Source organism: Staphylococcus pasteuri (assembly GCF_003970495.1).
In the GTDB taxonomy this organism is placed as follows: domain Bacteria; phylum Bacillota; class Bacilli; order Staphylococcales; family Staphylococcaceae; genus Staphylococcus; species Staphylococcus pasteuri.
The window spans coordinates 160732-182303 of the sequence record NZ_RXWW01000061.1 but is presented as its reverse complement, the minus strand read 5'-3'; the positions used below and the strand labels follow the sequence as shown (position 1 = coordinate 182303).

Annotated in this window: 21 protein-coding genes; 7 read left to right on the top strand and 14 right to left on the bottom strand. The window is 32.2% G+C overall.

The features are described from left to right. Positions 1 to 84: 84 nt before the first annotated feature. On the top strand, positions 85 to 300 hold the full coding sequence (locus tag CD121_RS09065) for a sterile alpha motif-like domain-containing protein (protein ID WP_002450133.1): 216 nt from the start codon (positions 85 to 87) through the stop codon (positions 298 to 300). A gap of 452 nt (positions 301 to 752) precedes the next feature. After that, the gene (locus tag CD121_RS09060) at positions 753 to 1190 is read left to right on the top strand and encodes a CHAP domain-containing protein (RefSeq protein ID WP_070453153.1); all 438 of its coding nucleotides are present in this window, start codon (positions 753 to 755) and stop codon (positions 1188 to 1190) included. 54 nt (positions 1191 to 1244) lie between these two features. On the opposite strand, the gene CD121_RS09055 is transcribed toward CD121_RS09060, so the two are convergent. Continuing rightward, positions 1245 to 2552 (bottom strand): hydroxymethylglutaryl-CoA reductase, degradative, encoded by a 1308-nt coding sequence (locus CD121_RS09055; RefSeq protein ID WP_257214279.1) that lies wholly within the window; start codon positions 2550 to 2552, stop codon positions 1245 to 1247. A 296-nt stretch (positions 2553 to 2848) separates the two neighbouring features. On the opposite strand from CD121_RS09055, the gene CD121_RS09050 reads away from it, so the two are divergent. Further along, positions 2849 to 4015, top strand: a complete 1167-nt coding sequence (locus CD121_RS09050; RefSeq protein WP_126567991.1) for a hydroxymethylglutaryl-CoA synthase — start codon at positions 2849 to 2851, stop codon at positions 4013 to 4015. A gap of 112 nt (positions 4016 to 4127) precedes the next feature. Here the strand turns inward: CD121_RS09050 and CD121_RS09045 are convergent, their stop codons facing one another. Further along, entirely contained in the window at positions 4128 to 4649 is a 522-nt protein-coding gene (locus tag CD121_RS09045; RefSeq protein WP_126567988.1) for a methylated-DNA--[protein]-cysteine S-methyltransferase, read from the bottom strand. 89 nt (positions 4650 to 4738) lie between these two features. Here CD121_RS09045 and CD121_RS09040 point away from each other — a divergent pair, with 89 nt between their 5' ends. Further along, on the top strand, positions 4739 to 5071 hold the full coding sequence (locus tag CD121_RS09040; RefSeq protein WP_119622366.1) for a YrhK family protein: 333 nt from the start codon (positions 4739 to 4741) through the stop codon (positions 5069 to 5071). Between the two features lie 57 nt (positions 5072 to 5128). Here CD121_RS09040 and CD121_RS09035 read toward each other — a convergent pair whose 3' ends face one another. The 4 genes from CD121_RS09035 to CD121_RS09020 form a co-directional block, all read right to left on the bottom strand. Next, a complete protein-coding gene (locus CD121_RS09035) occupies positions 5129 to 5593 on the bottom strand; it encodes a hypothetical protein (RefSeq protein WP_126567986.1) in 465 nt (154 codons plus the stop codon). 211 nt (positions 5594 to 5804) lie between these two features. Further along, positions 5805 to 7349: an L-glutamate gamma-semialdehyde dehydrogenase gene (gene pruA / locus CD121_RS09030; protein WP_017636580.1), complete on the bottom strand. Its 1545-nt coding sequence runs from the start codon at positions 7347 to 7349 to the stop codon at positions 5805 to 5807. A gap of 334 nt (positions 7350 to 7683) precedes the next feature. Next, the gene (locus tag CD121_RS09025) at positions 7684 to 8247 is read right to left on the bottom strand and encodes a sugar O-acetyltransferase (RefSeq protein WP_017636581.1); all 564 of its coding nucleotides are present in this window, start codon (positions 8245 to 8247) and stop codon (positions 7684 to 7686) included. 42 nt (positions 8248 to 8289) lie between these two features. Further along, positions 8290 to 9159 carry an SDR family oxidoreductase gene (locus CD121_RS09020; protein WP_017636582.1) on the bottom strand — a complete coding sequence of 290 codons (870 nt, stop codon included), beginning with the start codon at positions 9157 to 9159 and terminating at the stop codon, positions 8290 to 8292. Positions 9160 to 9351: 192 nt separating this feature from the next. On the opposite strand from CD121_RS09020, the gene cwrA reads away from it, so the two are divergent. The 3 genes from cwrA to copZ all read left to right on the top strand — a co-directional run bounded on the left by cwrA (position 9352) and on the right by copZ (position 12456). Beyond that, positions 9352 to 9558 carry a cell wall inhibition responsive protein CwrA gene (gene cwrA, locus CD121_RS09015; protein WP_029055986.1) on the top strand — a complete coding sequence of 69 codons (207 nt, stop codon included), beginning with the start codon at positions 9352 to 9354 and terminating at the stop codon, positions 9556 to 9558. 215 nt (positions 9559 to 9773) lie between these two features. Next, positions 9774 to 12158, top strand: coding sequence for a heavy metal translocating P-type ATPase (locus CD121_RS09010; RefSeq protein ID WP_126567983.1), 2385 nt, complete (start codon positions 9774 to 9776; stop codon positions 12156 to 12158). Positions 12159 to 12249: 91 nt separating this feature from the next. Further along, complete coding sequence (gene copZ, locus CD121_RS09005) at positions 12250 to 12456, top strand: copper chaperone CopZ (protein WP_046466993.1); 207 nt, start codon at positions 12250 to 12252, stop codon at positions 12454 to 12456. Between the two features lie 99 nt (positions 12457 to 12555). Here the strand turns inward: copZ and CD121_RS09000 are convergent, their stop codons facing one another. The 8 genes from CD121_RS09000 to CD121_RS08965 form a co-directional block, all read right to left on the bottom strand. Next, a complete protein-coding gene (locus CD121_RS09000) occupies positions 12556 to 13554 on the bottom strand; it encodes a D-lactate dehydrogenase (protein ID WP_070453126.1) in 999 nt (332 codons plus the stop codon). Positions 13555 to 13572: 18 nt separating this feature from the next. Next, on the bottom strand, positions 13573 to 14727 hold the full coding sequence (locus CD121_RS08995) for an aminotransferase class I/II-fold pyridoxal phosphate-dependent enzyme (protein ID WP_182725434.1): 1155 nt from the start codon (positions 14725 to 14727) through the stop codon (positions 13573 to 13575). A 163-nt stretch (positions 14728 to 14890) separates the two neighbouring features. Next, a complete protein-coding gene (locus tag CD121_RS08990) occupies positions 14891 to 16396 on the bottom strand; it encodes a phytoene desaturase family protein (protein WP_017636588.1) in 1506 nt (501 codons plus the stop codon). Between the two features lie 12 nt (positions 16397 to 16408). Next, positions 16409 to 17272, bottom strand: a complete 864-nt coding sequence (locus CD121_RS08985) for a phytoene/squalene synthase family protein (protein ID WP_017636589.1) — start codon at positions 17270 to 17272, stop codon at positions 16409 to 16411. 34 nt (positions 17273 to 17306) lie between these two features. Beyond that, entirely contained in the window at positions 17307 to 18452 is a 1146-nt protein-coding gene (locus CD121_RS08980) for a glycosyltransferase family 2 protein (RefSeq protein ID WP_119622370.1), read from the bottom strand. Continuing rightward, entirely contained in the window at positions 18452 to 19954 is a 1503-nt protein-coding gene (locus tag CD121_RS08975; RefSeq protein ID WP_126567981.1) for a phytoene desaturase family protein, read from the bottom strand. The genes CD121_RS08980 and CD121_RS08975 overlap by 1 nt, the downstream gene beginning before the upstream one ends. A 4-nt stretch (positions 19955 to 19958) precedes the next feature. Continuing rightward, positions 19959 to 20450, bottom strand: a complete 492-nt coding sequence (locus tag CD121_RS08970) for a glycosyl-4,4'-diaponeurosporenoate acyltransferase CrtO family protein (RefSeq protein ID WP_306669225.1) — start codon at positions 20448 to 20450, stop codon at positions 19959 to 19961. A 222-nt stretch (positions 20451 to 20672) separates the two neighbouring features. Then, entirely contained in the window at positions 20673 to 21449 is a 777-nt protein-coding gene (locus tag CD121_RS08965) for an aggregation-promoting factor C-terminal-like domain-containing protein (protein WP_126567979.1), read from the bottom strand. Positions 21450 to 21572 lie beyond the last annotated feature (123 nt).

Genomic DNA, 21572 nt, shown 5'->3' with positions numbered 1-21572 from the left:
TTATATTGGTTTTTTCACATTAATATTAATAGATAATTGTGTTATAATATGCTTTGGCTCAAAATGATTATTCGAGGTGAGGAATTGAGCTTTTACGAATTTATGCAAAATTTTCTTGGTGATGACACACCATTAGGCGAATTGGTTGATTGGATTAATCAAGATAACAATTTTCCTAGACAAGTGAAGAGCCAAAGTGAAATATTGTCATATTTTCGAACTAATCCGTGTCCTGAAGACTTATCAATGACTATTGTTAAAAGAGCATTGTCAGTCTTCAACCAATTCACTAATGTATGATCTATGTTAATTGTTATTTAGCATTTATCTAACATAAGAATACATGGAAGTCTATCATCTCGAGGTGAGCGGGACAGAAATTTTTTCGTAGTCCCGCCCCAGTAAAGATGACTAGAATTGAAAAAGCTTTTAATAAGTACATTTCAATTCAGTCATCTACTGCCAATTTATGCTTTTATTTAGAAATGTTAAATTTATTTATATACTGTTAATGCTGTCGACAAAGTTTCGTGCTTTGTTGATGGCTTTTTTATTTGAACTTATATACTTTCTATTCATAAGAGTAAAACATGAAACTTACATGAAAGTATAAAATATTATTACAAATACCCTATTTATATTTCAGTAACATTACAGTTCCTTGTATAATTCATTTCTAATATTGTATTCTACCTTTTTTACATCTATTATGAATACGGTTACTAAATAAAAAACGATTTTTGGGAGAAAAAATGAAACTAAAAAAATTATTATCTCGTGTCATAATCGCTACTGGAATCTTGTTAACAGGGACTATAACTTATCAAACAGCTGAACAGACACATGTGTCAGAAGCAGCTTCATATAAAAATTATTATAATAAAGGTCAATGCACTTGGTGGGCTTATCAAAGACGCGCACAATTAGGTAAACCTATATCTAATCGTTGGGGCAATGCGAAGAACTGGTATTCAAATGCAAGACGTTCAGGCTATGCTACTGGTCATACTCCTAGACGTTATGCGGTAATGCAATCTACTGCAGGTTACTACGGTCATGTTGCTGTTGTTGAGAAAATTTATAGCAATGGAAATATAAAAATATCAGAATATAACTATAATCGTCCATATAATTATGGAACGAGAATTATAGGAAAATCATCTGCTCGACATTATAATTACATCTATTAAATAAAAAACGACATGGCATATGCAACTTAATGCGTACCATGTCGTTTTTTTAGTTTAAGAATTTTGACGTAATTGTTCTAAAATTTCTTTTGCTTTTGCTGAATTGGCTTGTTCTTCTTGTTTAAGTGCATCAGCAACTTGTGCAATTTCATCGCCTTTAGCACCTACGATAATTGCTAATGATTTATATTGTAAGCTCATATGACCTTGTTGAATTCCTTCAGACACTAATGCGCGACACGCAGAAAAGTTTTGTGCTAATCCAACCGCTGCAACAACATGACCTAGCTCTTGTGCAGTTTTGACATTTAGTAAATCAAGTGAAGCTTTAGCAATTGGTAATACTTTTGTACCACCACCAACAATAGCTAAAGTCATCGGCACTTCTATTGTTCCTATTAATCGTTGGCGATCTGAATCATACTCCCACGTTGCTATACCACGATATTGACCATCACGGCTAGCGTATGCATGCGCACTCGCTTCTGCACCACGCGTATCGTTACCAGTTGCTAAAACAACTGCATGAATACCATTCATAACACCTTTATTGTGTGTAGCAGCTCTGTGTATATCTACTTGTGCTAATACAGACGCACGTTCCATTCTTTGTGCTACTTCCGCACCTTCTCTACCACCTTTAGTTAAATCGTTAACGTCTATTTCTCCTTGTACTTTGACAACAGATGCAGTGGCATGATTAGATAATATGCTCATTAATACGTCTTTATCTGGAAATTCATTTTTTAAATGTGCTGTAATGGCCTCTAATATTGTATTTAACATGTTAGCACCCATTGCATCTTTTGTATCTACAAATACTTTCAATGATAACAGTTGCTGTTCTGGAAACGTATCTATGTCAATCTTTTGATAACCTCCACCTCTTGCTTTAATAGATGGATAGGCTTCATCTGCAATTTGGTGTATTTGTTCTTCTTTATTTTGAATCGCCTGTGCCAAAGCTTCAGTATCTTCAACACCATCAAATACAATTTGTCCGATCATTAAACGTTGGCTTGACACTGTTTTAAATCCACCAGTTTGATTTACTAGCTTTGCACCATAACTTGCAGCAGCAACTACTGATGGTTCTTCCACCATCATTGGCACAACGTAAGGTTGTTCATCAACGATAATTTCAGGTAATAATCCAACGGGCAATGTACCTTGGCCAATCACATTTTCAATTAAACTATTAGCAATATCTTCATCTATTAGTGGATGATTTAACAAAATATCATGATTTTCGCTAGATAACCAACCATATTCTTCTAATTGTTTTAATTTATCTTCTCTCGATAAATGACGAAATCCTTTATCCAAATTTTGCATATTTTTTCTCCTTTTTTCACTATGAATTATCTATTTTAATTCTATATATTCAAATAAAACAAAACTTATTACCATTATAAAACAATTAAAGTTTTCTTTGTAAAAGTTACTTGTTTTATATTCTAAAAATCTCTGTATTTGTAACAATATCTTTTGCTATTTTTTAAATTTATATATTAATAACAGGCTATTTAACGCAATTATTAAAACGCTTACATAACTGTTATACATTCATATCAAAATCTGTTATATTCATTGTATATCATTAAATTATTTTGGTATGATACTAATGCTACTTTTAAAACTGAAAGGATGTAACCCTTATGAACATAGGTATAGATAAAATAAACTTTTATGTACCAAAATTTTATGTAGACATGGCTAAGCTTGCTGAAGCACGCCAAGTTGATCCAAATAAATTTTTAATTGGAATTGGCCAAACTAAAATGGCTGTAAGTCCTGTAAACCAAGATATCGTCTCTATGGCCGCTAATGCAGCTAAAGATATTATAACAGACGAAGATAAAAAGAAAATCGGTATGGTTATTGTAGCGACTGAATCTGCAATTGACTCTGCAAAAGCTGCAGCTGTTCAAGTCCACAATTTACTAGGCATTCAACCTTTTGCACGTTGTTTTGAAATGAAAGAAGCGTGCTATGCTGCTACACCTGCAATTCAATTAGCTAAAGATTATCTAGCAAATCGTCCAGAAGAAAAAGTATTAGTTATCGCAAGTGATACTGCACGTTACGGTTTACAATCTGGTGGTGAACCTACTCAAGGTGCTGGTGCCGTGGCAATGATGATTACTCATAATCCTAGCCTTTTACAATTAAATGATGATGCTGTAGCATATACTGAAGATGTCTATGATTTCTGGAGACCATCTGGACTAGCATATCCACTTGTTGATGGTGCATTATCAAAAGATGCATATATCCGTTCATTCCAACATAGCTGGGATGAATATTCAAAACGTGAAAATAAATCGCTAGCTGATTTCGAATCACTATGTTTCCATGTTCCATTTACAAAAATGGGTAAAAAAGCTTTAGAATCAATTATCGATGAAGCAGATGAAACAACACAAGAACGTTTAAGAACAGGTTATGAAGATGCCGTTTATTATAACCGTTATGTAGGTAATATTTACACAGGTTCTTTATATTTAAGTCTTATATCATTATTAGAAAATCATGACCTTTCTAGCGGACAAACAATCGGACTATTTAGTTATGGTTCAGGTTCTGTTGGTGAGTTCTTTAGTGCTACTGTCGTTGATGGCTATCAAAATCAATTAGATACTAAAGGTCATCAATCTGCTCTAGAAAAACGACAAGAAGTTTCAGTAGAAGAATATGAAAACTTCTTCAATCGCTTTGATAATTTAGAATTTGACGCACAACAAGATGCAGTAGACAATGATCAATCTATCTTCTATTTAGAAGCTATTAACGACAATATTCGTGAATACCACGTTCCAAAATAATAAACTATAAACCATACTGGAATACAAATTCCAAAATAATAGCACTAAGATGATTAGGAAGAAAATCATCTTAGTGCTATCTTTATATTCAATGCTCAAAAATTACATATTTTTATGGTTTAGTACTATGTTTTGGTACAAATAAATGACTCATGTCTACTTTTTCAGTTTCTAATAATTTTACTTTGTTTTTGATTGTTCCACCATATCCTGTAAGACTTCCATTTTTAGCGACAACTCTATGACATGGAATAATAATAGATATCGGATTACTTCCAACTGCACCACCAACTGCCTGAGCTGACATTTTGTCTTTATTCATTCGTGTTGCTACTTTTTGAGCTATATCTCCGTAAGTTGTTAATTCCCCGTATTCAATTTTTTCGAGTTCTTGCCATACAAATTGTTGAAACTCAGTACCCTGAGGTTTAGTAGGAATATTTAAGTTTGGAACATACCCTTTAAAATAAGCATCAAGCCATTCTTTAGTTAATTGAAATACTTCTAAATCATCTTTTTCAACTCGACCATTTTCTAATTGTTGGTTTTGATAGAGTACATGTGTAAGATATTCGCCATCGCTAACAAGTTCTAATAACCCGACTGGTGAATCATAATAAGTTTTATATTCCATTAGACTCATTCCTTTCTTTATAGTAACTCATGCGTTTCATTAATTATTATAAGGGTATTTGATGATATGAATTTAAAGGAGGTTTACCTATGTTTACCCACCACAACAATAAAAACAGTGTCGACTTACATTTAAACACTAATAATCAAAAATATGATCTAGCTACACAAGATCATGCTAATCAAATTACCAATTTTTATAAAGCAATATATCAAATTAATGATATTATTTTGGGATTAGTATTTTTGGTAGGAAGCTTTTTCTTTTTTAGTGATGCAACTATGACTTTGGGTACGATATTATTTGTAATTGGTAGTATTCAAATGACAGCAAGACCTGTTATTGCATTTATACATGATGTGAAATTATCTAGATATTATCATAAACGATATATTAAAGAAAAAAATAATTCACATACTTAAAGTAATTTAAAAGTAAAATGACAGCGCCTAAATTAATAAGACGCTGTCATTGTTTAATTAAGCAAAGTTATAAAGTTTAATTTCCTTTTCTTTAGCATATTCTAAAGCAAGAATTTCTAAAATATTAATAAAAGCGGGTTCCCCTTTAACTTTAATATATTGGAATGTTAAACCATAATTTTCAGCAGTCATTTCTTTTAGTTCAGAAGTATCTGCATTTTTATTTTTAGCAAGTTCTTTTCTGAATTTAGTTGTACCACTATCAGATTTAGAATTATATTGAGCTAATTTTGTATTTAAATCTTTTTGAATTGGTTTATAACCTGTCGCATTACCACCTGTTTGACCAACAAATATAGGTTTCTTACCATCGAAAATGACATAAACTCCATATTGATCTTCAACTTTTTCTCTATCTTCTTTTGTAAATGACAAAGATTCTTTCTTATCGTATTTAAAAAGCTTTTTTAATTTCTTTTCATTATCTTCTAATAATTGATTTAGTTTCTTACTACCCTTCATGATTAAATCCTCCCAATAGCCTTATATTTAAAAGTTCTTATTGAGTATATATCACTATTTAAATGTTTTAATCATTTTTCTGTAAAATTAATATTTCATCAATCTTTTCTTAATATTTATAAAATTAATTTTGCACTTGAATTCATAAAAAAACGTTGCATAAATCTGAGATAGACTTACACAACGTCTTTGACTATTACTTTATTTTGTATTAGAACATTTCAGATACAACTTTTTGTTCTAAGAAGTTTAATAAGTAGTCTGGGCTACCTGTTTTAGCGTCAGTACCTGACATTTTGAATCCACCAAATGGATGATATCCAACAACTGCTGCTGTACATCCACGATTTAAGTATAAGTTACCTACATCGTATTCATTTACAGCTTTAATCCAGTGTTCACGATTATTAGTAATTACTGCACCAGTTAAACCATAGTCAGTATCATTAGCAACATCAATCGCTTCATCAAAATCTTTTACTTTAACAAATCCAACAACTGGGCCGAAGATTTCTTCTTGCATAATTCGGTCTGAAGATTTCAAGCCAGAGAAAATAGTTGGCTCAATGAAATATCCAGTAGAATCATCAGTGCCTCCACCTTGTTCTAATTTACCTTCTTCTTTACCAATTTCGATATAATTTTTGATTTTATCAAATTGTTTTTGATTAATTACTGGTCCTACAAATGTATTGCCTGTTGTGTCTCCTAAAGATAATTCTTTAGTTAATTTAACAGCTTTTTCTAATACCTCATCATAAACATTTTGATGCACAATTGCTCTTGAACATGCAGAACATTTTTGACCTGCAAATCCAAATGCTGATGTTACAATTGATTCTGCTGCTAAATCTGTATCAACATTTTCATCGACAACGATAGCATCTTTACCGCCCATTTCAGCGATAACGCGTTTTAAGAATGTTTGTCCTTCTTGAACGACTGCACTTCTTTCATAAATACGTGTACCTGTTGCTCTTGAACCAGTAAATGTGACAAAGTGTGTGTCTTTATGATCTACTAAGTAGTCACCAATTTCTTTAGGATCTCCTGGTACAAAGTTAACTACACCTTTTGGTAAACCTGCTTCTTCTAGGATTTCTATTAATTTATAAGCAGTTAACGGCGTATCTTCTGCTGGTTTTAATAAAACAGTATTACCTGCTACAACTGGTGCTAATGTTGTTCCAGCCATAATTGCAAATGGGAAGTTCCAAGGTGGAATTGTAACACCTGTTCCTATAGATTTATAGAAGTATTTGTTATGTTCTCCTTCTCTATCTAAAACCGGTTTACCATCAGCTAAATCCATCATTGAACGTGCATAGTATTCAATAAAATCAATACCCTCAGCCGCATCGCCTACTGCTTCATCCCATGGTTTACCCGCTTCATAAACCATAACAGCAGAAATTTCTTCTTTGCGACGACGAATAATTGCAGCAACACGTAACATTAATTCAGCACGATCTTTATGAGACCATTTTTTCCATGTCTGGTATGCTTCGTTAGCAGATTGAAATGCTTTTTCAACATCTTCTTTTGTTGCTTTTGAAACTTTAGCAATAGTTTGAGAAGTATTAGCTGGATTTATAGATTCAAATTGATCTTTTTTATCTATCTTTTCTCCATTAATGACTAATGGAATACTTTGACCTAATTGACCTTCTACTGCTTTTAAAGTCTCTTTAAATTTATCTACATTCGTTTGAACAGAAAAATCAATTCCTGGTTCATTTTTAAAATCTACTACCATTATTGCGTACCCCCTATGAAATATTAAAATGAGTTGTTGAACCCTTTGTTTAATTACATACAGGTCTAGATAAGTGCGCTATTTTACTCATGTTACTGTCACGCTAATGCAACTTTATCTCAACCTTTCTTTCATTCTACTATGTATCATTGTAATTTTGCAATCGCTTTCATTTAAAAATCTTAATATTTCAAAAATTAACTAAAATATTAAAGAAATGAAAATTAGTCTCAACTTATAAAGGCTTATATTTTACTTTTTATAAAAAACAAGTCCATAAGAAATCATATTCAGGAATAACCTAAATTAATCTTATGGACTATATCTCATTTATTTATTCATTGTCTATTTGACGTATCACTTTACAAGGGTTACCTACTGCTAAACTATTTGGTGGTATATCTTTAGACACTACACTACCCGCACCTATTACACTGCCTTCACCTATAGTAACTCCAGGTAAAACTGCTACATTACCCCCAAACCATGTATTACTTCCTACTATAATTTCTTCAGCTAATTCTAAACCTTTATTTCTGTCTTTAAACTTTAATGGATGTGTTGCTGTATAGAATCCACAATTGGGACCAACAAATACATTATCTCCAAAAGTGATACCTCCGCCATCCATTAGATAGCAATTAGTATTTAAAAATACATTTTTTCCAAAGGTAATATTCCAACCATAATCTGTATCAAAAGGAATCGCTATACTTATATTTTCAAGTTTTGCATTAAATAAAGTCGATAATATCTCATGTCTTTTTGTTTCATTACTAGGTCTCGTATGATTATATTCAAAACATAAGTCTTTAGCTTTCTTTCTATCTTCAATTAATTCATTATCAAAATTAGCATCATACCACTGATGAGCTAACATTTTTTCCTTTTCAGTCATTAATCTTTTCACCCTAACAATTACTCTTTTCTATATTAACTCCTATGTTGTCATGTAGTCTCCACCGTTAACATGAATTACTTGTCCAGTAATATAAGAACTATCAGCAGATGTAGCTAAAAATACATAGGAAGGTGCTAGCTCTGCTGGTTGACCTCTACGTCCCATAGGAGTGCCACCGCCTTGATTTTCAACTTTATCTTCATCAAATGTAGAAGGAATTAAAGGTGTATAAATCGGTCCAGGTGCAACTGCATTTACACGAATATTTTTCTCCATAAGTGTTGTAGCTAATGAACGCGTAAATGATACAATGGCGCCTTTTGTTGCTGAATAATCAATCAAGTGTCCTGAACCTCTATAAGCTGTCACACTTGTTGTATTAATAATCGTATCTCCATCATTTAAATATGGTACGGCAGCTTGTGATAAAAACATCATGCCGAAAATATTAGTTTGGAATGTTTCTTTAACTTGTTCTGGCGTAATTTCTTCAAAATGGTCTCTTGGAAATTGTACGCCACCATTATTAACTAATATATTAAGTCCTCCGAAATCCTCTACAACATCTTTGATAAGTTGTTGTGATTGCTTTTCGTCTTTTAAATCATGCGCATATGCTTTAGCCTCGACACCTAGTTCTTTTAATCGATTAACGGTATCTTCTGCATCTTGATGTTCATTATAATATCCGATAGCTACATTAGCACCTTCTTTAGCAAATAGAATTGCTACAGAGCGTCCAATACCAGAATCTCCGCCAGTAATAAGTGCTACTTTTCCTTTTAATTTTCCAGCTGCTTTATATTCGTCTAATTCAGCAATTGGTTTAGGATTCATGTCAGCTTCAATGCCTGGTTGTTGTGGTTGCGTATATCCTTTAATTTGTTGATGAAATTCTAATAAGTTCATAGTTTTGCCCCTTTCCTAATCTTTATTGACCTTCCCTATAAACTTACATATAAAACTACTTATACACCTTTATAGGGCTATTCTTTAAGAATCATACTGAAGTACGAGTTCACATCAATACTATAGCCTCATGTTTTTTATCAACATATTTTTTATAATAGACTCTACCAACACATTAAAGGAGCCAATATCATGAAACGTATTTTAAAATCAGCAATCGCAGTTCTTATACTTTTAGGCGTGGTCAAAACTTTCCAAACTCATGACGTTATTAATGAAGCCGATCGTTATTATCAACAAGCAAAAGATGGTCAAATCTTAGAAAATATTTCTAATTATGACATCAATCAAGTTAAAGATATTGATCTTAAACAATTTTCCCCTTCAGACTTTTTCTAACTCGTTAACCAAAAATCCATTCTATTTATAAGAGCTACAATTCCAGCATATTAGCTGTTAATATAGATGATAAAATCCCACACAAATGTTTCTTAAAATATTTGTGTGGGATTTTTTTATTATCTAGTCTTACTTTCTTCTTTTGGCAAACAATGTGTTTGACTTATATACCTATAGGGGGTACATTAATGATGAGAAGAAACGGAGGCTTTCACATGGATAATAACAAAAAAACAACTATAGATATCACAGGAATGACATGTGCTGCGTGTTCAAATAGAATAGAAAAGAAACTCAATAAACTTGATGATGTTACTGCTCAAGTTAACATTACAACTGAGCAAGCAACAATTGATGATCATCAAGGACAATATCATACTGAGGATTACGTTAACGAAATTCAACATTTAGGCTATGATGTCGTTAAAGAAAGTGTAGAATTAACGATTTCTGGCATGACATGTGCAGCATGTTCTAATCGTATTGAAAAAGTACTTAATAAAATTGATGGTGTTATCAATGCCAACGTCAATTTAACTACCGAACAAGCTACTGTTGAATATTATCGTGGAGTAGTTAATAGCGATGATTTCATTTCTAAAATACAAAATTTAGGCTATGATGCAAAAGTAAAAGAAGGACAAAATCAATATTCTAATAAAGATAAACGACTTAAAAAGCAACTTACTAAATTAGTCATAGCTGCTATATTATCAATACCATTACTAGCAACGATGTTAGTTCATTTGTTTCATATGCCATTACCTTCAATATTTATGAATCCATGGTTCCAATTCATATTAGCCACACCGGTACAATTCATTATAGGTTGGCAATTCTATAAAGGCGCCTATAAAAATCTTAAAAATGGTTCCGCAAATATGGATGTATTAGTGGCATTAGGCACGAGTGCTGCCTATTTCTATAGTATCTATGAAATGTTTAAATGGCTCAATCACACAACTCAAATGCCTCATCTTTATTTTGAAACGAGTGCAGTGTTAATTACTTTAATTTTATTTGGTAAATATTTAGAAACGAAAGCTAAAACACAAACTACTAATGCATTAGGTGAACTATTAAGCCTTCAAGCTAAAGAAGCACGTGTTATTAAAGACAATAAAGAAATGATGATACCTGTAAAAGATGTTCAAGTAAATGATAATATTTTAATTAAACCAGGTGAAAAGATTCCAGTTGATGGCGTTATTCTAAAAGGTACAACGTCAATAGATGAATCTATGCTTACAGGTGAATCTATACCTGTAGATAAACAAATCAACGATAAAGTTATTGGTGCGACAATTAATCAAAATGGCGCCATTGTTATTCAAGCTACTCAAGTAGGTAATGATACCGCACTAGCTAATATCATTAAAGTCGTTGAACAAGCTCAAGGATCTAAAGCACCTATCCAACGTTTAGCAGATCAAATTTCTGGATATTTTGTACCTACTGTTATAGGTATTGCTTTACTCACATTTATTATTTGGATTACGTTAGTTCATTTTGGACAATTTGAACCAGCACTTGTAGCCGCTATTTCAGTATTAGTTATCGCTTGTCCATGTTCATTAGGATTGGCAACTCCAACATCTATTATGGTAGGTACTGGTCGTGCTGCTGAAAAAGGCATCTTATTTAAAGGTGGTCAATACGTTGAACAAGCACAAAATATTGATACTATCGTATTAGATAAAACAGGTACTATTACAAATGGTAAGCCTGTTGTAACTGATTTTGAGGGTGATAACGAAACATTACAATTACTTGCAAGTGCAGAATATGCTTCTGAACACCCTCTTGCAAAAGCAATTGTTGACCATGCTCAAACAAATGATATCAACTTAATAAATACAGATACATTTAATGCACTGCCTGGTCATGGAGTAGAATCATCTGTTAGTCAAAAACAAGTTCTAGTAGGTAATCGCCAGTTAATGAGATCAAATAATGTTGAACTCTCAAATCATATTGAATCTAAAATGACAGATTGGGAGAGCAATGGTAAAACTGTCATGCTTATCGCTATTAACGGCGTTTATCAAGGTATGATAGCAGTAGCAGATACTATTAAAGACAATGCAGTTGAATCAATTCGTCGATTACACGATATGAATATTAATGTTGTTATGCTAACAGGTGACAATGATAATACTGCTCAAGCTATTGCACAACAAGTGGGTATTGATCGTGTTATAGCGAATGTACTTCCTGACGAAAAATCTGCGCATATAACACACTTACAAAAGGAAGATAAACAAGTTGCCATGGTTGGAGATGGCGTTAATGATGCTCCTGCACTTGTAACAGCTGATATTGGTATAGCGATGGGTACTGGAACTGAAGTTGCGATTGAAGCCGCCGACATAACTATATTAGGTGGTGATTTATCCTTACTACCTAAAACATTAAGTATTAGCCAATTAACAATGCGTAACATACGACAAAATTTAATTTGGGCATTTGGTTATAATATAGCCGGCATCCCTATTGCAGCATTAGGCCTACTCGCCCCTTGGATTGCTGGTGCTGCAATGGCACTTAGTTCTGTCAGTGTAGTCACAAATGCCCTAAGATTAAAACGTATTATAAAATAATTTCAACACTAACTGATATGTAATTTGCTTTCAAGTTATGCAATATAGTAATAAAATAGAAGTAAGTCATTAATTTATAGAGGTGAATAAAATGGGACAAAAAATTATAAATGTAGAAGGTATGAGTTGCGATCATTGCAAAAATGCAGTTGAATCTGCACTAGCAAAAATCAATGGTGTTTCTGCAGCAGAAGTTAATTTAGACAATGGTCAAGTACGTGTCGATTATGATGAAGATAAAGTACAATTATCAGACATGAAAGATGCTATTGAAGATCAAGGTTACGATGTTAAATAATTCAAATAAAGCATTGAGTATAGATAAAGCACTAAGATGATTTATTTTTAATCACCTTAGTGCTTTTATTTTGGGGTTTATGTCTCAATCCCCCCATTTTTAATTTACTCGTAAGTGTGTTGTTCCAGTTTGTAGTACTTCTAATGTTGCATCTAATGCATCAACGATTAAATTTTTTACTGCAGCATCTGTATAAAATGCAATATGCGGCGTAATAATGATATCTTCTCTATCAATTAATTGTTGCAATAATTGATCATTAAACTGTTGTTCACGTTGATCACTAGGGAATAATCCACGTTCAAATTCATACGTATCTAAAGCAGCTCCTTTGATTTGTCCACTATCTATACTAGATAATAATGCATTGGTATCTACTAATGAGCCTCTAGCACAGTTTACAAATACAGCTCCTTTTTTAAAATGAGAAAATATGTGTTTATCAAATAAATGGTGGTTGTATTTTGTAGCAGGCACATGCAATGTCACTATATCTGCACCTTCAATTGCTTCTTGTAATGTAGGTTGATAAGTTACATATTCTTCACTAACTTCATTTGGAAACGGATCATACGCTACAACTTCACAATCATATCCTTGTGCAAAAATCTTGGCAACAATACTTCCAATTCTACCTGTTCCAATTACTGCTACTTTTAATTCACTTATTGATTTTGATAATATCGAAGGTTCCCATCTAAAATCATGTACTTTCATTTTATTTTGAATCGCATTAAAGTTTCTAACTATATTAATTGCTTGCGTCACTGCAAATTCAGCAATTGAGCTTGGTGAGTATGACGGCACATTGGAAACAACGATGCCATACTTTGATGCTAATTCTAAATCATATGTATCAAACCCCGCACTTCTTTGAGCGATTTGCTTAATACCAAATGATTTTAACTTCGCAAATACTTCTTCAGAGATAGGTATTTGTTGTGAAAGTGATAGTCCATCAAATCCTTCTACTTCATCTATATTATCGTCTGTTAAAGGATGACGTGATAGTTCATATTCAACGTTATTCTTCTTAGCCCAATCTTCAATATAGACAATATCCTCATCACGTACACTCATTATTTTTATTTTAGTCATACTAACATCCCCTACACATTATTTTTCATATAAATTGTATAATGTTGATAATCGTTTTGCTGCTGTTTCAAGTTGTTCTTCAGATAATGCTAATGAAAGTCTGACATAATACTTTCCATTGTCACCAAATGGTATACCAGGTGCGACTAAAATTGATTGTTCTTTTAATAACATCTGTTCAAACGCTTCACTATCGTATTGAGGTGGGGTCTTCAACCAGCAATAAATGCCTCCTGTTGAATGAACAAATGGTATTCCCGCTTCCTCTAATTTACTCTCAAAGATATCTCGTCTTCGTTTAAATGTGGCATTTTGTTCTTCTAAAAAGTCATCATAATGATTTAATGCATAAGTAGCTGCGTCTTGTAACGCTCCAAACATACCAGCATTTGTATGTGTTTGATATTTTTTCAAAGCTTGAATCATGTCACGATTACCTACTGCGAAACCAACTCTAAATCCTGACATATTGTATCCTTTAGATAATGAGAAGATTTCTACTGCTACATCCTTTCCATTTTCTGAAGATAAAATACTTGGATTTTTAGCATCAAAACCAAATGCGCTGTATGCAAAATCATGAATGATTTTGGTATCTGTATGTTTAAATTTTTGTATTGCTTCATCAAACACTGCTTTCGTAGCAGTTGAACCTGTAGGATTATTAGGATAGGTTAAATAAACTAACTTTGTTTTTTCTAATATTTCTGCATCCACTTCATCCCAATTTGGTAAATAATACGGCGGTTCTAAATTTAATGGAACTGGGTTAGCGTTAGCTAGCATCACACCTGCCAAATAATCCGTATATCCTGGATCTGGTAATAAGACGTTGTCACCTGGATTTGCTAGACATGTTGGTAATGCAACTAACCCATTTTTTGTACCATATAGTATACATACTTCTTCATCTTTATCTAATTCGACCCCGTAGTGTCTTAGATAAAAATCTACAATAGCTTGTTTAAAAGTATCTTTACCGTGAAAGGCACCATATTTTTGATTTTCAGGTATTTTTAATGCTTCAGCAAAGTGGTTAATAATACCTTGTGGTGTTTCTCCATCTGGAATACCAACAGCCATGTTGATTAATGGTAATGGTCCATGTTCAATTTTACGTCCCATCGTTTTTCCAAAATAACTCTCAGGGATAGCCGCTAATCGATTCGACATTTTCAACTTAAAACGCCCCCTTTATACATTATTCAACTATTTTTATAATCATCTATTAGTACATTCATTTTATCAACCGTTAAAATATTGTCAATATTCTTAATTTTTAGATGATTTAATCAAAAAAAGCTAACAGAGTTATTACACTCCGCTAACTTTTAATTTAAATCTGATTATCTATATCTTTAAGTATTTCATCAACTGTAATTTTAGCACTAGTTAATACGATAGGTACGCCTGCTCCCGGATGGGTACTTGCACCTGCAAAGTATAAATCTTGATAGTCTTTAGAAACATTAGGTGGTCTAAAGTAATTACTCTGTGATAATGTCGGCATTAAACCGAATGCAGTACCGAATTTAGCATTAAATTTACTTTCAAAATCTTCTGGAGTAAAAATCGTTTCTGATATGACGTGTTCCTTAATACTTTCTAATGTAGGAATCGTTTCCAGTTTACGATAAATAATATCTTTAACTTCATTTATAAAATTTTCGTTATCCCACTCTAATTGTCCTGTTTTAAGTTCTGGCGTTGGCATAAGAACGTATAGCCCTGTTTGACCTTCTGGTGCTAATGATTGATCTCCTATTTTTGGTACATATAAATATAATGAAGGATCTTTTGATATATCACCGCCAAAAATCTCTTCAATATTTTGTCTGAAATGATTTGAAAATATGACATTATGCAATAACACATCTTCTGTAATATCTTTATCTATTCCAATATACATTAGAAAAGCAGAGCAAGAGTAATCCAATTTGTCTATCTTTTGAGGTGGATATTTTTTAATAGGTGCATGTTTAGGCATTAATTCTTGTGCTGCATAAGGAAAGTCAGCTGTACATAATACTTTGTCAAAACGCTGGACCAAACCATTTACTTTGACACCATCTGCTGTCTTATATTTAGGATCTATAATAATTTCTTCAATATCTGCATTACATTGAATATCGACACCTAAGTCTTCGTTTAACTTTTGTAATCCTTTAACCATGCCGTACATTCCACCTTTAATGAAATGAACACCAAACATCATTTCAATCATCGGTATGATAGAGTATAATGATGGACCTCGTTTAGGATCTATTCCTATATATAACATTTGAAAGGCTAGTAATTTTTGAATTTTTTCATTATCTACATATTGACCAATTAGGTTGTCAGCATGATTCAATGTTTTTAATTTATATCCTTGAATCAATGATGTCATATTATAAAAGTCAGATGGTTTTCTGTATGTACGTTCTAAAAAGTATTTTCTCGCAACCTCATATCGTTTATAAATATCAGTTAAGAATTTCATAAATCCGTGTGTTGTTCCTGGTTCAATCTGTTCTAACGTATCATGTAATTCAGCTAAATCAGTAGGTACACGTACTTTGTCATCTTTATCAAAGTAGACGTCATAAATGTATCGTAATTGTTCCATTTCAACGTAATCTTCAAAACGCTGTCCGCAATCCTCAAACACTGCTTTGTATACTTCAGGCACCATTACAATAGTGGGACCCATATCAAAGGTAAAACCATCTTTCGTAAATTGATTCATTCGTCCACCAATTTTATTATTCTTTTCAAATAGTGTGACTTGATGTCCTTTTGCGGCTAGTCGAGCTGCCGAGGCTAATCCAGTTACACCTGCACCTATTACAGCAATATTCAATTCGCATTCATCCTATTCTTGATATTTATTTTTAATCTGTCTATATATCTTTAATTTTTTAATTCTAGAAACATAAACTCGACGATGTAATGGATAATCGTGTTGTCGTGCTTCATCAATAATTCCTTTATAAATGAGTGCTGCTAATTCTATAATTGGTCTTGCTTCAGGTTTATATACTTCCAAATGATCTAAAGTATATTGATAATCTTTTTCTGCAATTTGAGCGTAATGTTCCCATAATTGAATATAATTTTGTGTAGGTTGATTATGGAAGGCATGTTTTATATCTACATCAAATTGATTAATCATTGATTGACTAAAGTAAATTCTACCTTTTTCAAAATCTTCACCAACGTCACGTAAAATATTAGTTAATTGTAAAGCTTCTCCTAATTGTCTCGATACTTCATAAGTTTCTTCATCGGGATGTTCAGTCAAAATAGGTGTCAATATTTCACCTACTGTGCCAGCTACACCATAACAATATCCCATCAAATCTTTATCTTCTTTAAACATTTCAAAATCTTCATCTTCTGATACAGCATGAATAAGATTATATAATGATTGATATTCCATTTTGTATTGTTTTGACGCATCTAAAAAAGCTAACATAATAAGCTCATCACTTTTGAATTGATCAATTGACTGAACTTCTTGTGCCTCAATTAATTGAATATCTTCTTTAATAGCTTGTAACTTTTCAGGGTCTTGTTCTTCATCAATACTATCATCTATAATTCGGCATACTGCATATACTGCCCATATCGCACGCCTCTCATGTTCAGGTAATAAATCAAACGCATAAGAAAAACTTTTAGAATACTTTTTCATAATTTGATGGCAATATTTATAACTTTCATTAATCGTTGTCATTATTTGACCTCCTGTTGCTTTAATACTATTCACTTTAATGAATGTCAAAGTGTCTACCTTTCCATTCAACCTTTTTCAAAATATATGTATGCCACAATGATTTCCCAAAAATACTACAGAAAAATAAAAATAGTAATGGATGTAAACATAACAATATCCTAGAAAAATTACCAACACGTCGATGCAATTGAATAAACTGAATTGTATAGATAAAGTATAGCGTTAACATTTTAAATTTTGAAATAGGTTTATAAATACAACTAAATATTATTCCTAAACTAGTCATTATAGAACCAAATAGCCAAATCATTATAGCAAACATTATGCGTGACTCTGTCTGATTAGCACCTACAGATAAATGCTTGGTCCAACCTTTAACTAATACCTTCAAACCTTCTTCGTACATTCTAAAATGAATATTACCTTTTCCCTCATAAAGTGTGACAGGTAAATTAAGTTGTTGATAAACTTGGCCAATTGCAAAGCCTTCAATAATACTGTGTTCTGCATTCAGATGCCCATTAGTAGCTAAATAGTCATCTATGTTAGTTAACAATATTGGCCCAAATGCTATATTATTGTCCTTCTGTTTCTTTAAAGATGAGAAGTGATTCATACCTACTACAGTCATTAAATTAAAAATTGCTGATAAACTTTCATATGTGTTTCGTGTTTTATGATAAGGTTGAACACTTAGTAACCCTTTATCGTTTTGATGATGATAAGTATGAATAAGTTTCTCAATGACTTCGTTATTTTCAAATACTACATCTGCATCCACAAACATTACTAATTTACTATTACAATACTTGATTCCTTCATAACATACGCGTGATTTACCACGCCATTTATCTTCAATGGAATATTGAACTTGATGAACTTCAACTTGATATGCTTTTGCAACCTTCACTGTGTCATCTATAGAACCATCATCCATGACAATCACTTTAAAATTTCCAGTTTGCGTTAATAAGGATTCCAGTAATTGTGGTAATCTATGAGCTTCGTTTCTAGCAGGAATAATAATAGTTATGATTGGATTACTCCCATTTATTTCTTTCACATCATGGCTATTATTTGTTTTCTGATGGTTCAATCTATATCTACGATTATATATAAAATGACCACACACTATTGATAACATTGTAAAAACAGTAATAATATATTGAATAATTCTCACTATTTTTCTCCTTTAAATCCCTCTCTTTGATTAATCATATCTGCTACTTGTTGTCCGCTTAAAGTAACCATAGGCATACCGCCTCCTGGGTTGACGGAACCACCAACAAAGTACAAGTTATTAAAATATTGGCTACATTTAGGGAATTTGAAACCTTTATTTTTCTTTTTATCTGCTACAACACCATATATTGCTCCTCTATTAGAACGGTAATGTTGCTCAATATCTTCAGGTAACCAATAATCTTCATATATAATATACTGTCTTAAATCAGTTAGTCCCATACGTTCTAATTTATCTAATACGATGTTTCTAAATATTTGATACTCTTCTTTTTTAAAAGGTTTATCTTGAATATATGGGATATGTGGTAAAACTTTTATATTTTCATAACCATTAGGTGCTTGAGTTGAGTCAGTTTTATTCGTATTTACTAAATAAATCGTTGGGTCTTGAGGTAATATTTTTTGATCAAATACTTCTTCATAATTTCTTTTTGAATTACTGGAAAAGAAAAAATTATGATGTCGTAGCTGAGGATAAGATTTACTGACACCCAAATGCATTACAAATCCAGAACTAGCCGGTTCGTATACGCCTTCTAATTTATCAATACGTTTTTGATTAAAATGTAATAATTCTCTATATGTAGGAATAACTTCCATATTAGAGATAATATAGTCAGCTTCAAAAAATCTATCATCTGCTAATCTAACTCCTACTACGTCGTCATGATAGGTTTTTATATTTTTAACAGTTACACTAGTGTGAATTTGAACCCTTACTTCTATAGCAAGTTGTTCTAATGCTTGAGCAAGTAGATGTATACCACCCTGAACATACCATAGACTTTGTTCTTGTTGCATATTAAATAGCATTGATAATACTGCTGGTGCATGATAAGAAGATGAACCTACATATTTGATAAAGTAGCCTAACATATCTCTTAATTTAGGATTACTAACACGTTGATTTATTCCTTGTTGCATAGTAGAAAAATAATCAAACTCTTTTAAAGAACGTAAAGGCCCATGATATTTTATAATACCTTTTAATTTGTCTAACCCTTTATTAAAATAGCCTTTTTCTGTAATTCGCTGTATACGTCGTGTGTATTCTAAATAATTTTGTAACTCTTCTTTATCAGTCAAAGATAGTTGGTCATTATTTGAAAATGTTTGTTCTATTCCTTCATATAAATCTATATATGTACCATCTGTAAAGAAACTTCGCCATTGTAATGGTAATCTTTCAATTGTTACATAATCTTCCATATGTTTATTACTATATTCGAATAAACGTTCAAAAATTTGAGGCATAGTTAATATAGAAGGTCCTAAATCAAAACCAAACCCTTTCGTTTCAAGGCGATTGACTTTACCTCCTATATGTTCATTTTGTTCGAATAATGATACTTCATAGCCACTTTGTGCCATTCTAATTGCAGCAGATATACCACCTAATCCACCACCAATAACAACCACTTTAGTATTTTCAGTCATGTATTTAACCTCTTTTATAAATTAAACGAATTAACTTTTCTAATCTTGGACGATTATATCTTTGTACTAAGATCACAGGAATATGACTAAATAATACATAGATTAAATTGATTATTTGTATGTATCTAGAAGATTTCACAAATATAATAACTGGTATTATAGACAACCAATGAATCAATTCTGCTCTTTTCATTTCAATATCAAGTTGTTTTAATGTTTCAATATTTAAATCTTCTATTGAATTCTTATTATATATATGAGAATTTAATTTACTTCCTTCAGGTATCAAGTACTTCCATTGGTTTACTTTTAGAATTCTATTCCAAAATTTACCATTATTTTCCCAAGAGTATATACGAAATATATGCCCATTTTTTTCAAAAAATGAATTAGGTATTTTAGTTCCAAAGTGTGCTAATGTCATTTGAATCGAAAACCAATACAAACTATGTAAAACAGTTAATTTCAAGGTCCTTTTAATAATTTTCAAATACATCACAACACCTTCACTATTTTATTGCCTATTAACATACGTTTTAGAACATGTTCCCTCATTATCGTTATTTAAACTCTAAACACCAAATGAATTAAAAATTTTAATTAAACTTTGTAGAAAATTAATAAGCTAAATAAAAAAAAGACATAAAAAAAAGAGGATGACATAGTCATCCTCTCAATCATTTATAACTCGAAGTTCTTTCCAGTTATAAACTGAATCCTACCACCATCCGTGGCTTTGACGGAAAGCAATTGCACTGCTTAATGAACCGTAACGGCTATTAGCATAGTTAAGCATACCTTTAGTTTGGCTAGCTACTGATCCTGAACCCCAAGATTCTTTAGTTTGACCTAAACCTCTGTATCCAGCTGGGTTAACTGCGTTAGGGTTACCACCTGATTCAGGCATAACGATAGCGTTCCATGCAGCTTCAGTACCACCATTAGCTAAGAATTGAGCTTTAGTTGATCCACCAGTTGAAGCACTTGAAGTTGAAGCACTTGAAGTTGATGGTGCTGAGTATGAAGTTGTTTTAGTGCTGTAGTTATGGCTTGAACTACTGTTTGAAGAAATAGTTGGAGCTGAAACAGCTTCTACGTTAGTGTTGCTTGATTGTTGGTTAGAGCTTACTGATTGAGTACTAGCTTCTTGGTTATAAGAAGTTGTGTAGTCAGCTGATTGAGCTGCAGTATTTGATGTTTGAGCTGATGCTTGAGTAGTTGAAGCGTTTGAACCAACTTCTTGGTAGTTCCAAGAGAAGTTTTCACCATCTGAAGTGAAGTTATATTGGAATCCACCACTTACAAAGTGAATGTCATAAGCGCCAGCTTGGATTGGTTGAGCGTTTAATTGTTCTGGGTGGTTGTGAGCTAAGTCAACTAAGTGTGCTTGATCTACGTTAGTAGTTTCTGAAGCGTGTGCTTCGTGACCTGATACTGCGTAACCTGCTGCTCCTAAAGTTAATGCTAATGTTGATGCGATAAATGTCTTCTTCATAATTGAAAAATCCTCCAAAAAGTTTTTTGTTTTTATATGTTTTCTTGTATTAAATTCGTTGTGCAATATTGAAAATGTTTTTGTTTAACTTTCGACGGTATTCACTATACCATAAAAATCGGC

Bases quoted from the DNA above. Each gene is read 5' to 3' on its own strand.
- pruA (WP_017636580.1), bottom strand. From the start codon at position 7,349: ATGGTAGTAGATTTTAAAAATGAACCAGGAATTGATTTTTCTGTTCAA.
- CD121_RS08995 (WP_182725434.1), bottom strand. From the start codon at position 14,727: ATGTCGAATCGATTAGCGGCTATCCCTGAGAGTTATTTTGGAAAAACG.
- CD121_RS09060 (WP_070453153.1), top strand. From the start codon at position 753: ATGAAACTAAAAAAATTATTATCTCGTGTCATAATCGCTACTGGAATC.
- CD121_RS09035 (WP_126567986.1), bottom strand. From the start codon at position 5,593: ATGAAGGGTAGTAAGAAACTAAATCAATTATTAGAAGATAATGAAAAG.
- CD121_RS09020 (WP_017636582.1), bottom strand. From the start codon at position 9,159: ATGAACTTATTAGAATTTCATCAACAAATTAAAGGATATACGCAACCA.
- CD121_RS09025 (WP_017636581.1), bottom strand. From the start codon at position 8,247: ATGACTGAAAAGGAAAAAATGTTAGCTCATCAGTGGTATGATGCTAAT.
- CD121_RS08975 (WP_126567981.1), bottom strand. From the start codon at position 19,954: ATGACTGAAAATACTAAAGTGGTTGTTATTGGTGGTGGATTAGGTGGT.
- CD121_RS09010 (WP_126567983.1), top strand. From the start codon at position 9,774: ATGGATAATAACAAAAAAACAACTATAGATATCACAGGAATGACATGT.
- CD121_RS08970 (WP_306669225.1), bottom strand. From the start codon at position 20,450: ATGTATTTGAAAATTATTAAAAGGACCTTGAAATTAACTGTTTTACAT.
- CD121_RS09050 (WP_126567991.1), top strand. From the start codon at position 2,849: ATGAACATAGGTATAGATAAAATAAACTTTTATGTACCAAAATTTTAT.
- CD121_RS09000 (WP_070453126.1), bottom strand. From the start codon at position 13,554: ATGACTAAAATAAAAATAATGAGTGTACGTGATGAGGATATTGTCTAT.
- CD121_RS08965 (WP_126567979.1), bottom strand. From the start codon at position 21,449: ATGAAGAAGACATTTATCGCATCAACATTAGCATTAACTTTAGGAGCA.
- CD121_RS08985 (WP_017636589.1), bottom strand. From the start codon at position 17,272: ATGACAACGATTAATGAAAGTTATAAATATTGCCATCAAATTATGAAA.
- cwrA (WP_029055986.1), top strand. From the start codon at position 9,352: ATGAAACGTATTTTAAAATCAGCAATCGCAGTTCTTATACTTTTAGGC.
- CD121_RS09045 (WP_126567988.1), bottom strand. From the start codon at position 4,649: ATGGAATATAAAACTTATTATGATTCACCAGTCGGGTTATTAGAACTT.
- copZ (WP_046466993.1), top strand. From the start codon at position 12,250: ATGGGACAAAAAATTATAAATGTAGAAGGTATGAGTTGCGATCATTGC.
- CD121_RS09040 (WP_119622366.1), top strand. From the start codon at position 4,739: ATGTTTACCCACCACAACAATAAAAACAGTGTCGACTTACATTTAAAC.